General features: G+C 71.7%; 7 protein-coding genes. 5 read left to right on the top strand and 2 right to left on the bottom strand.

Annotated features, from left to right (window positions below):
* The first annotated feature begins 20 nt into the window (after nucleotides 1–20).
* Genes GFD30_RS10740 through GFD30_RS10720 form a run of 5 tightly spaced genes read left to right on the top strand, consistent with a single transcriptional unit; the run spans nucleotide 21 to nucleotide 8,807 of the window.
* On the top strand, nucleotides 21–3,344 hold the full coding sequence (locus tag GFD30_RS10740; RefSeq protein ID WP_194201921.1) for a DUF5107 domain-containing protein: 3,324 nt from the start codon (nucleotides 21–23) through the stop codon (nucleotides 3,342–3,344).
* Between the two features lie 42 nt (nucleotides 3,345–3,386).
* Nucleotides 3,387–5,696: a beta-galactosidase gene (locus GFD30_RS10735; protein WP_153025185.1), complete on the top strand. Its 2,310-nt coding sequence runs from the start codon at nucleotides 3,387–3,389 to the stop codon at nucleotides 5,694–5,696.
* Nucleotides 5,693–7,015 carry an ABC transporter substrate-binding protein gene (locus tag GFD30_RS10730; protein ID WP_322633145.1) on the top strand — a complete coding sequence of 441 codons (1,323 nt, stop codon included), beginning with the start codon at nucleotides 5,693–5,695 and terminating at the stop codon, nucleotides 7,013–7,015. Before GFD30_RS10735 ends, GFD30_RS10730 begins: the two co-directional genes overlap by 4 nt.
* Nucleotides 7,012–7,908, top strand: coding sequence for a carbohydrate ABC transporter permease (locus GFD30_RS10725; RefSeq protein ID WP_153025184.1), 897 nt, complete (start codon nucleotides 7,012–7,014; stop codon nucleotides 7,906–7,908). Before GFD30_RS10730 ends, GFD30_RS10725 begins: the two co-directional genes overlap by 4 nt.
* A complete protein-coding gene (locus GFD30_RS10720; RefSeq protein WP_153025183.1) occupies nucleotides 7,905–8,807 on the top strand; it encodes a carbohydrate ABC transporter permease in 903 nt (300 codons plus the stop codon). Before GFD30_RS10725 ends, GFD30_RS10720 begins: the two co-directional genes overlap by 4 nt.
* A 110-nt stretch (nucleotides 8,808–8,917) precedes the next feature.
* On the opposite strand, the gene GFD30_RS10715 is transcribed toward GFD30_RS10720, so the two are convergent.
* Both GFD30_RS10715 and GFD30_RS10710 read right to left on the bottom strand, forming a co-directional pair.
* A complete protein-coding gene (locus GFD30_RS10715; protein ID WP_227996052.1) occupies nucleotides 8,918–10,999 on the bottom strand; it encodes a hypothetical protein in 2,082 nt (693 codons plus the stop codon).
* Nucleotides 11,000–11,137: 138 nt separating this feature from the next.
* The gene (locus tag GFD30_RS10710; RefSeq protein ID WP_194201920.1) at nucleotides 11,138–12,172 is read right to left on the bottom strand and encodes a LacI family DNA-binding transcriptional regulator; all 1,035 of its coding nucleotides are present in this window, start codon (nucleotides 12,170–12,172) and stop codon (nucleotides 11,138–11,140) included.
* Nucleotides 12,173–12,362 lie beyond the last annotated feature (190 nt).

Here is a 12,362-nt window from a genome sequence, read left to right as displayed (position 1 = left end):
AGTGCCCATACGCTCGATGCATGTCAACCGAAGAGTCCAAGATCGTGCTTCCCGACGCCCCCGCCGCGCTTGCTGAGCAGGCGGTTCGCGCGTGGCGGGAGCCGGTCGTGATCGACACGTACGAGCCGGCCGCGCCCGACCGGTACCCGGCGTATCTGGATCAGCGGGTGTATCAGGGTTCGAGCGGCGCGGTGTACCCGCTGCCGTTCATCGACGCGGTCTCGCGCGAGAAGGCGCCGCGCGAGTGGGACGCGATCCACCTCGAGAACGAGTACGTGCGGCTCATGATCCTTCCCGAACTCGGCGGTCGCATCCACATCGGACTCGACAAGACCCGCGGATACGACTTCTTCTACCGCAACGAGGTCATCAAGCCGGCGCTCGTCGGGCTGGCGGGTCCGTGGGTCTCCGGCGGCGTCGAGTTCAACTGGCCGCAGCACCACCGGCCCGCCACCCACCTGCCGACCGAGGCGCTGATCGAGCGCGAGGACGGCGGCGCGGTGACGGTCTGGTGCTCCGACCACGATCCGTTCGCGCGCATGCAGGGTATGCACGGCATCCGGCTGCGGCCGGGCAGCGCGCTCATCGAGCTGCGGGGCCACCTGGTCAACCGCACCGACGAGGTCCAGACCTTCCTGTGGTGGGCCAACGTCGCGGCCGAGGTCCACGACGACTACCAGTCGTTCTTCCCCACCGATGTCCGCGTGGTCGCCGACCACGCCAAGCGCGCCACCACGACGTTCCCTGCGGCGCAAGGCCGCTACTACGGGGTCGACTACCCCTCCCAGCGCACGGCCGAGCGCCCGGACGGCGACCGCCTCGACTGGTACCGGAACATCCCGGTGCCGACCTCGTACATGTGCCTGGGCACCGAGGACGACTTCTTCGGCGGCTACGACCACCGCGCCCGCGCCGGGTTCGTGCACTGGGCCGACCACCGCATCGCACCGGGCAAGAAGCAGTGGACCTGGGGCAACGCCCCGTTCGGCTGGGCCTGGGACGCGCACCTGACCGACACCGGCGGGCCGTACGTCGAACTCATGGCCGGCGTCTTCACCGACAACCAGCCCGACTTCGCGTTCATCGCCCCCGGCGAGACGAAGACCTTCTCGCAGTACTGGTACCCGATCCAGGACACCGGACCGGTCCACCAGGCCACGTTGGACGCCGCGGTCCGCCTCGACGCGGACGGGGACCGCGTGCGGATCGCCGCGGCCGTCACCGCGCCCCGCGCCGGCGCCCGCATCACACTGCGTTCCGGTGACACGGTCCTGTTCGCGAGCGACGCCGACCTCGCCCCCGGCGCGCCGTTCGTCCACGAGCTCGCGCTCGACGCCCCCGCCGCCGACCTCGAACTCGCTGTCCACCACGGCGGTGACACCCTCGTGACCTGGCGCCCCCGCACCGAGCCGGACGAGGCCGGGACGGCCGAGCCGGCCACCGAGCCTCCCGCGCCCGGCGACATCGACTCGGTGGACGAGCTCTACCAGACCGGCCTCCACCTCGACCAGTACCGGCATGCGACCCGCTCGCCCGAGCCGTACTGGGAAGAGGCGCTGCGCCGCGACCCCGGCGACGCCCGCTGCAACACCGCGCTCGCGGCCTGCCGCGCGAAGGCCGGGCTGCTCGACGAGGCCGAAGCCCTGCTGCGCAACGCGATCGAGCGGCTGACCCGCCGCAACCCGAACCCCCGCGACGGCGAAGCCCACTACCGGCTCGGCCTCATCCTCGCCCGGCAGGGCCGCGACGCCGAAGCCAGGGAGGCTTTCGGGAAAGCGCTCTGGGACGAGGCCTGGGCCGACGCCGCCGCGGTCGCGACCGCCCGCCTCGACCTCGCCGCGGGACGCGACGCCGAGCCGGCGCTGCGCGAACTGCTCGCCCGCAGCCCGCGGCACGCCCAGGCCCGCAACCTCCTCGCAGCGGCGCTGCTGCGCCGCGGCGACCGGGCCCGCGCCGCCGAGACCACCGCGCGCACACTCCGTGACAACCCGCTCGACGCGTGGGCCCGCGACCTCGCCCGCCGCGCCGGGCGCGAGGCCGAACCGACGAGCGACCCGACGATCGCGCTCGACGTGGCCCTCGAATACCGCTCGATCCGCGAAGACGAGGCCGCGATCGAACTCCTCGCCGCCGCCGCGTCCCTCCCGGCCGCACCCGGTCAGACCAACGTCGCACCCCTTGCATGGCTTCACCGCGCCGACCTCGAATTCGCGCGCGGCGACGCCGAAGCGGCCGATGCCGCACTGCAACAGGTCCACGATCTCGACCGCACCTGGTGCTTCCCCTCGCACAGCGAGGACGACGCCCTCGCGCGCCTGCGCGGGCACCGCCCCGACGACCCGGTCCTCGCATCGCTCGCCGGGCACCGCCTCTATGCCGCCGGCCGCCGCACCGAAGCCATCGCGGCCTGGGAGACCGCCGCGGCGACCGGCGACCCGGTGGTCTTGCGCAACCTCGGCGTCGCCGCCCACAACGTCCAGCACGACCCCGAGCGCGCCGCCCGCTGGTACGAGCGCGCCCGCGCCGCCGCGCCCGACGACGCCCGCCTGCTCTTCCAGGCCGACCAGCTCGACGGCCGCCGCGGCCTCGACCCCGCGAAGCGGGTCGCGGCCCTGGAGGAGCTGCGCGACCTCGTCGACGTCCGCGACGACCTCTCGGTCCAGTTCGCCGAGCTCCTGACCGCCGTCGGCCGCCCAGACGAGGCCGTCGGTGTGCTCGCCGGCCGCGCCTTCCAGCCCTGGGAGGGCGGCGAGGGCCGCGTGCTCGCCGCCTGGGAGGAGGCGCATCTCGCCCTCGCCCGCACGGCGATCGGGACCGACCCGCAGCGCGCCGTCGTCCACGCCCGGGCCGCGCTCGAACCACCGCACAACCTCGGCGAGGCTCGACACCCGCTCGCGAACACCGCCGACCTCCACCTCGTCCTCGGCGACGCCCTCGCCGCGGCGGGGGAGGACCTCGCCGCCCGCGCCGCCTGGGAGCAGGCCGCCGCGCAGGAAGGCGACTTCCAGGGCATGCGGGTCCAGGCCCACTCCGAGCACACCGCCGCCGCCGTCACCGCGCTGCGCCGCCTCGGCAAGCACGACGCCGCGACCGCGCTCCGCGACGACCTCGAGCGGTACATCGCCGAGCAGGCCGAGACGGCCGCGACGATCGACTACTTCGCGACCTCCCTGCCGACGATGCTGCTGTTCACCGTGGACATCCAGGCCGTGCACGACACCCGCGTGCTCGTCCTCCGCGCGCAGCTCGCGCACCTGGACGGCGACACCGGCCAGGCCGCGGACCTGGCGCGCCGCGTCCTCGCCCGCGACCCCCTCAACCCCTACGCCCGCTCCGTCGCGTGACGGACATGCGACGCTGACCGCGAAAACGCTCAAAGGAGAGACATGAACGCCCACGAACTGCGGGTCTCCCCGCCCGCCCCGCCCCTGCGCGACCACCTGCCCTTCGGCGAGCCCGAAGGCGCACCCGACCGGATCGAGGTCACCAGCCGGTGGTTCGAGCGCGGCGGCCGCCCCTGGTTCCCGATCACCGGCGAGATCCACTACTCGCGCATTCCGCGCGAGCGCTGGAGCGAAGTCCTCGGCCACGCCCGCGCCGGCGGCCTCGACTCCGTCGCCACCTACGTCTTCTGGGCCGCCCACGAACCCGAACCGGGCCGCTTCGACTGGTCCGGCAACCTCGACCTGCGGGCGTTCATCGAACTCGCCGGCGCGCACGGCCTCGACGTGATCGTCCGCATGGGGCCGTGGGGCCACGGCGAGTACCGCTACGGCGGCTTCCCCGACTGGCTCATCGCACAAGGCCTCGCCACCCGCACCAACGACCCCGCCTACCTCGGACTCGTGCGCCCGCTCTATGCGCAGATCATCGCCCAGATCAAGGGGTTGACGCACGCCGAAGGCGGGCCGGTCATCGGCGCGCAGGTCGACAACGAACTGTACGACCAGCCCGACCACCTCGCGACGCTCCGCGAGATCGCCGAGGAGCTGGGCCTGCGCGTGCCGATCTGGACCGCCACCGGCTGGGGCGGCGCCCAGGTCCCCGAGACGCTCCTGCCGCTCTACAGCGCCTACTCCGAAGGGTTCTGGGAGGACGAGACCGTCGAGTGGCCCGCCTTCGCGCCCTTCCACTTCCGCTACTCCGAGGTCCGCGACGACCTCACCGTCGGCGCCGACCTGCGCGAAGCGCTCGACGGCATCGCCACCGAGTCCGCCGAGCCGCTCAAGCACGACGACCGGACCCCGTTCGCCACCTGCGAACTCGGCGGCGGCATGCACGTGGCCTACCACCGGCGCCCCCTCGTCTCGCCCGAGGACGTCGCGAACCTCGCGCTCGCGAAGATCGGCTCCGGCTCGGCCTGGCAGGGCTACTACATGTACGCCGGCGGCACCCAGCGCACCGGCGCCCACGGGACCGAACAGGAATCGCACGCCACCGGCTACCCCAACGACGTGCCGGCCCTGACCTACGACTTCCACGCGCCGATCGGCGAGCACGGCCAGATCCGCCCCCACCACCACTACCTGCGCCGCCACCACCTGTGGCTCCACGAGGAGGGGCACCGGATCGCCGCCATGGAATCCATTGTGGGCGGAGGCGGCGACGACCCGGACGAGCTGCGCTGGGCCGTCCGCTCCGACGGGAAGAGCGGCTACCTGTTCGCCACCACATACCAGCCGCCGAAGCGACCCATCGCCGCCCAGCCCGGCGTCCAGTTCACCGTCCGGTTCGACGGCGTCGCCGGGGACGACGGCTCAGTGACCGTCCCCACCTCCCCGGTCGACCTGCCCGCCGGGGTCTCCGTCGCCTGGCCGCTGCGGTACGCCCTCACTGAAGGACTCGAACTGCGCAGCGCCACAGCGCAACTGCTCACCCGCATGGACGACCTCGTGGTCCTCGCGGCCACCGACGGCGTCCCCGTCGAGATCGTCCTCGGCGACGGCACCATCGTCGACCTGCCCGTGCCGCCCGGACCCGAATGCTTCGTCGACCTCGACGGCGTGCGCCTCCTGATCCTGGACGACGCGAGCGCGAACCGCCTCTACAAGCTCCCCTTCGCCGGCCGCGACCGCCTCGTCCTCGCCGACGCGCCCGTCTACGCCGAGGACGGCGACCTCGTCGTCCACCCCGACGCCGAACACACCGCGATCGCGATCCTCCCCGCACCGGACGGCCTCGAAGCCCGCGGCGCCCGCCTCGAACCCACCGGCGGCACCGACTGGGCCGCCTGGACGCTCACCGCGGACGACGCCGGCCCGATGCCCGTCCAAGTCGACCCGTCGCCCGGCCCCGCCACCGCCCCCGAGCCCCGCCGCGGCGGTCCCATGGAACGGCTCAGCGCCCCGACCGACTACACCGGCGCCGCGACCGTCCATGTCGATGTCGCGGACTTCGGCGACGCCGACCGGGCCCTGCTGCGCCTCGACTGGACCGGCGACACCGGCCGCGCCTACATCGGCGCCGCGTTCGTCAGCGACCACTTCTGGCACGGCCGCGTCTGGGACATCGACCTCACCCCGCACCGCGAGGCCGTCGCCGAGCACGGCGTCCGGCTCGAGCTCCTGCCGTGGCGGCGCGCCACCGGCGTCTGGGTCGACCCGACGGTCCGCGGCGTCCAGGACGGCATCGCGATCGACTCGGCGACGATCGTCCGCGTCGCCAAGATCCGCCTCAGCGCTGCGGGTGAACGGTGACCGGCCTCGACCGACGGCGACTGCTCCGCCTCGCCGGGACCACCGGTCTCGGCGCCGGCGCGCTGGCCGCCTGCACTGCCGGCGTCAAAGGGGACCCGATCGCGTCGGGCCCGGTGACACTCGACCTGTGGACCCACGACCCCGGCTACGCCACGTACTTCACCGGCGCCGCGACCGACCCGGCCATCACCGGCGGCAGCGACTGGCAGTACTCGATCGAGGTCACCTCGATCTCGCCCGCCGACGTGGTCTCCCGCACCATCAACCAGGCCGTCGCCCAGCGCCCGCTGCCGAACCTCGCCGGCCTGGTCATCGACCAGTTCCCGCGGGTCATGCGCTCCGGGATCGCCGAGAACCTGTTCGTCGACCTCACCGACCTCACCGCCGGCCTCGGCGACCGGCTCCTCAAGACCCAGCCGTACACCGTCGACGGCCGCGTCTACGCGATCGAGTCCGACAACTCGATCTCGGTGATGTGGTACCGCGCCGACCGCTTCGCCGAACTCGGCATCCCCGAGGACGTCGCGACCTGGGAAGAGCTCCTCGCGATCGGCGCCGAGATCGCCGCCGACACCGGCGAGGCCATAGGCATGGTCTCCAACGGCGACAACGGCGCCATCGTCAACGGCTTCACCCAGATGCTGCTCCAGCGCGGCGGCAACCTCTACGACGCCGACGGCGACCTCGCGGTCCTCTCCGAGGAGTCGGTCGAAGTCCTCGCCCTCATGGCCGAAGGCGTGCGCACCGGAGCGCTCCTGTCGATCGCCGACCCGTACGGGAGCGCGGCCGCCGCCGCGCTCAAGGACGGCAGGCTCATCGCCACCGTCATGCCCAACTGGTACAAGGTCTACGGCCTCGAAGCGAACGCCCCCGACCAGGCCGGCCTGTGGCGGGCCCGCACGATACCGAGGTTCGCCGCAGGCGGCCACACCGCCTCCACCCTCGGCGGCACCGCGTTCGCGGTGCTCAAGGACCAGGCCGAGACCGACGCCGCGCTCGACTTCCTCGAACGCGCCTACCTCACCCCGGAAGGGCAGCTCGCCCGCTACGGCGCAGGCGGGTACCTGCCGACCCTCGTCGACCTCTACGACGCCCCCGAGTTCCAGGGGATCACCGACCCGTTCCTCGGCGACCAGCGGATCTTCGAGGTGTACGCGGCCGCCGCGACCGACATGCCGCTGTTCTACCAGGCCGCGGACGCCTCGCTGCTGCGCGACAGCCTCGGCGGCCCGATCCTGCGCGCCGTCAACGGCGAGACCGACCCCGAGGCCGCGCTCCGAGAAGGCCTGCGCGCGTACGAAAGGCAGGCATCCGAATGAGCACCGGCACCGCTGCGCTCAAGTCCGGCCGGACCTCCTGGGCGCCCTACCTCTTCATCTCGCCGTTCTTCGTCCTGTTCACCCTGTTCATGGTCGTGCCCATCGCCGCGGGGATCTACCTGAGCCTGACCCGGTGGGCCGGCCTGGGCTCGCCCGAGTACATCGGCGCCGACAACTACACGCGCCTGTTCCAAGACCCCAGCTTCGGCGCGGCCCTCGTGAACACCGCGATCTACACCGCGTTCGCGCTCATCGTCGTGGTGCCGGTGTCGCTGCTCATCGCGCAGGCGCTCAACGCCCGCGGCCTGAAGCTGCGCGACTTCTTCCGCCTCACCTACTTCATGCCGGTGGTGCTGTCGCCGATCATCGTCGCCCTCGTGTTCGGGCTCGTCTTCGACGGCGAGTACGGCCTGTTCAACGCCGTACTGGAGGCGCTGTTCGGCTTCGGCGGCGTCTCCTGGCTCACCGATCCGTTCTGGGCCCGCGTCGTCGTGGTGATCCTGGTCCTGTGGCGCTGGACCGGCTACCTGACGATCTTCTTCCTCGCCGGCATGCAGGCGATTCCGCGCGAGATGCACGAAGCGGCCGAAGTGGACGGCGCCGGCCCGGTCCGCCGCTTCTTCTCGATCACCCTGCCGCAGCTCAAGCCCGTCACGGCGTTCATCGCCGTCACCATGCTGGTCAACACCGCGCAGATCTTCGAGGAGCCGTTCCTGCTCACCCAGGGCGGCCCCGGCGAATCCACCCTGTCGGTGTCGATGTTCATCTACCGCTCCGCGTTCCAGCGCCAGGAACTCGGCTACGCCGCGGCCGCCGGCGTCGTCATGTTCATCATCATCTTCGTGCTCGGGCGCGTCAGCTCGAGCGCCTTCGGCGTCGGGAGGAACCGATGACCACGACCGCACCCGACCGCTCCGCCGACGCGCCCGCGGCCGACCCGGCGCCGGCCGCGACACCGGCGCGCCGCCCGCGCATCCGTCCAGGCCGAATCGGCCTGTACACCACCCTGTCCCTGCTGGTGGCCGTCTACCTCGCGCCACTGGTGTGGGCCCTGTCGTCCTCCTTCAAGGACCGCAGCGAGATCTTCTCGTTCCCGCCCGAGCTGTGGCCCGCCGAACCCACCACCGCCAACTACACGACGCTGCTCGAGACCCAGCCGTTCTGGAACTGGATGCTCATGAGCACCGGCGTCGCGCTGGCGAGCACCGTCGCGGTCGTGTTCCTGTGCTCCCTGGCCGGGTTCGGGTTCGCCAAGTACGAGTTCCGCGGCAAGCGGGTCCTCTTCGACGTCATGTTCTCGTCGCTGGCGATCCCGTTCGCGGTCATCGTCGTGCCGCTGTTCATCCTCGTCGCCAAGCTCGGACTCGCCCACCCGCTGTTCGCCCTGATCGTCCCCTGGGTCGCCCCCGCGTTCGGCATCTTCATGATGCGCCAGTACACCGAGCAGACCGTCCCCGACGAGATCCTCGACGCCGCCCGCATCGACGGCTGCTCCGAGTTCCGGATCTTCTGGGCCGTCGTGCTCCCGCTCCTGCGCCCCGCGCTCGGCGCGCTCGCGGTCTGGAGCTTCCTCGGCGCCTACAACAACCTGCTGTGGCCCCTGGTCATCGTCTCCGAACCCGAGTACTACACCGTCCCCCTCGGGCTCCAGGCGCTGTTCGGCGCCGAAGGCCGCCAGTACGACCTGGTCCTGGCCGGCTCCGTCCTCGCCGCCGTCCCCGCCATCGCCGTCTTCATCGTCCTGCGCAAGCAGCTCGTGTCCGGACTGACCGCCGGGGCGGTGAAGTCATGACCGGCCGGCCGTGAGGAGCGGCCGCTCAGCGTCCGATCCGCCGCCGCGCCTGTCGGCCGTCTCGCCGAACGCGCCCTTCGGAATCGACTCCGTTCTGGCGGAAGTCCTCCTCACCGGCGCGGGCTGCGCATCCACATCACCAGGTGCCAGTCCTGGTCGTTCGCGAGCGGGTCGGAGCGGTGGGCCTTGCGGCCGTCCACGCTGGACGGCATGACGAATGCGCAGGTCGCCGAACCGTCCGGGAAGTAGTTCGCCATGTTGGCGCGGAAGACCGCGTCGGCGATCCGGTCGGTCTCGGTGGTGCGCAGGTCCTCGGGCAGGCGCAGCAGCGTGGCGGCGGTGAGGGTGCTCCAGTAGTGGGGGAACACGTCGCCCCACAGGCGTTCGATGCCGAACCAGTAGCCGTCCCAATGCCGGATCGCCACGTGGTGGAGCCGGGCGTGCGGCTGCGGCCCTCCGAAGGCGAGGAGCCACGGGAGGCGTTCGGCGATGCCGTCGTGGAACACCTGCTCGCCGGTGACGGCGTGCGCCGCGATCAGGAGGTCGACGAGCGGGGCCACGATCGACTGCTCGTAGTTCACCTCATGGGCCGGAAGACCCTTGCCCGCCTTGACGAAATGGCGGGCGCTCGCCACGATCCCCTCGCGCAGCGCCTCCGCCCGGGCCGATCCTCCTGCGGCGTCGAGACTCTCGGCGATCGCGAGCACGGTCTCCGACAGGTGGATCGACAGGTGCTCGATGCCGCCGAGCGCGAAGTTCCGTTCGACGATGCGGGCGGCCTTGTCGAGCGCGGCCGCATCCGAGCGCAGGCGGTACCGGTCGTGGAAGAACTGGGCCAGCCACGGCGCGTCGTACAGCCGGGGCAGTCGGGGAATCTGGGTGCCGCGGGTCGGTGTCGCCTCACCGTCGAGCAGGTGCCGCCAGGCGAACTCGGCCCAGCCCGACAGGAGCGGTTCGACCTCTTCGGCGTCGACCCATCCGCGCAGGGCCGCGAGCTGGATCAGCACCGGCATGGCGATGCGCTCGGATCCGTCGGTCCAGTCGTTCCAGTCGTTGGTCGGATGTGTGGTCTTCGTGCGCACGTCGACCGGGACGAACGCGTGCGCGAGCAGCCCCGGCCGCTCGCGGGCGATCTGGTGGCGCACGATGTAGTCGATCCGCCGCCGCACGGCCTCCTCGAGCGGCGCGTGGAACAGCACCTCGGTGCGGGCCGTGCCGTCGATCTCGACGGTGTAGACGCCGTGTTCAGGGGCGCTGACCGCGAAGGTCCGCTCCGCGATCCTCTCGACCGTGGCATCAGGGCTCGTCACGTCCGATGCCGTGACGGTGATCCGCTCGCCGGTCCGGGCGCAGAACGAGGAGAACTGCGCGGGCGCGTCGGTGGCCGCGGTGAACTCCTCGACGGTGTCGTACCAGCCCAGTTCCCATTCGAGGACCAGCGAGTCCCCGGCCTCGACCCGCAGTTCGGGCTGGCCGCCGAAAGCCTCAGGGTTGCGAGCACGGTCGGTCGCCAGCAAGGCGATGTGGCCGCGGATGTTGGACTGCGACCCGGGGTTGCGCGACTCGATCGAGTAGGCGCGGACCGCGCCTTCGCGCACGATCAGGCCGAGGTTCGGCCCGGCCCCGGACATCGGCTGGGCGAGCGCCCAGGCCCACGTGCCGCCGGTGAACAGGTGCGCGTGCACGGCGCGGTCCAGGGACTCCTCGGCGCCGGTGTAGAGGTCGCCGAACGGGGTCTGGACGCCTAGTCCGGTGATGCGCAGCGGCGTGTCACCGTCGTTGACCACCGCGTAGCGCTCGCGCAGGACCGCGCCGTCGGTCCAGCGCCGCACTTCGACCCGGACGCCGTCGAGCAGCGGATGCACCGCCTCAGTGCCGCCTTCGACAGTGCCGCCTTCGACAGTGCCGCCCTCGATCGTGCCGCCCTCGACTGTGCCTCTTTCGATGGTGCCGCCGTCGACCGCGCGCAGCTCGGCCGGCGTGTGCCAGCGGGCGCCGCCGCGGTCGGTGACCAGATGCCCTGAGCCCCACTGGTGCTCGATCGAATGCCAAGCCGTGTCGGCGGTGTCCAGGAGGAAGCGGCGCGCGGGGGCCAGCCGGTTGGCGAACTGAAGCGGGGCGCCGGTGACCGGATCGAGGACGGCGTGGCCCTGCCCGAATGCGAGCGTGGTCGGTATCGAAGGGGAAGACACGGTGAAGACGACCTTTCTTCGCGGACTGAGGACAGTCGCAGAACCGGGTGCGATCGGCGGTGGTCGCGAGGGGGTCACGCGATCGTCGATACGTATCGACGATATCAGGACGGCGACCCGCCCCTGGACGGCCCGTCCTCAGGTGAAATCGGCCGTGGTCGCACGGCGCCGCAGCCCGGAGGGTGCGACCAGGCGCAGGCGGGGTTCGTCTTCGTTGCCGTCCAAGCGCCTGACCAGCAGCTCCACCGCCATGCGCGAGACCTCGCGTGCCCGCGCCGACACATTGGTCACCGGCGGATCGAACGACTCGGCGATGCCGTCGGAGCACAGGCCGAGCACGGACACGTCGACCCCCGGCCGAAGGCCGCGGAACTGCGTGAGCTGCATCAGCCACTCGGTCGCCTGCGGGGTCCGGGCGATCAACCCCAGGCGGTGATCGCGCTGCTCGAGCAGCCGCGGCGCGATCGCGTCGATCCCGGCCCAGCCCGGCTTAGGCGGGTCGACGACCGCGAAGCCCAGGCCCCGTTCGTCGGCGCGAGACCGGCACGCCTCATGGAACGCGCTGATGAACCAGTACTCGCCGGGGTCGACCATCTCGCCGACCAGCGCCGCGTGCTCGTGGCCGGTGTCGGCGAGCTCGTCGATCAGCATGGCCGCGGCACGGGGCGCGTCGTAGTCCACCGCGTCGAGCCCCGACAGGTCTGCGGGTGTCCCGATGAGGACCACGGGCAGGTCCAGCGCGGCGGCGGTCGCGATCCGCTCGTCGTCGAGCTTGATGTCCATGAGAATGAAGGCGTCGCAGGTCGAACGCCCCGCCAGCCGTTTCAGACCCTCGGGCCCTTCGTCGGTGGTGACCAGTACGACGTCGTACTCGTGTTGACGGGCCGTTTCCACGATCTCGTCGATGTAGGGGACGGTGTCGCGCGGATCGGCGCGCTCGCCGAGGCGGACCATGAGGGCGATGACGTTGGTCTTGCGGCCGCGCAGGGCCCGCGCACCGGCGTTGGGCTGATAGGTCAGCTCTGCGATCGCGGCTGCGACACGGTCCTTCGTCTCCTGCGAGACCGAGCGCTTCCCGCTCATGACATAGGAGACGGTGCTCTGCGAGACGCCCGCCAGCGCCGCCACGTCACGGCTCGTCGGCCTCGAAGGACGGCCGCTTCGATCACTCATCCGACCATCGTAGAGAGGAAGGGGAGACCGGTCCCACGATGGAGAACTCCTCGGTACCGCTTTGGCGGCGGGGCCGGTCGCTGTCGTGCCGGTCCGGGTGACCGTGACCGTGTAAGTGACGGTGTCGCTGCCACCAATGGAAGGTGGAGTGGCAGTCTCGTCCCGGTGAGGGTGCAGAGCGCACGCAGGC

This window comes from Glycomyces albidus (genome assembly GCF_009451885.1).
Lineage (GTDB): Bacteria > Actinomycetota > Actinomycetes > Mycobacteriales > Micromonosporaceae > Glycomyces > Glycomyces albidus.
This window is presented reverse-complemented; position numbering and strand designations above follow the sequence as displayed.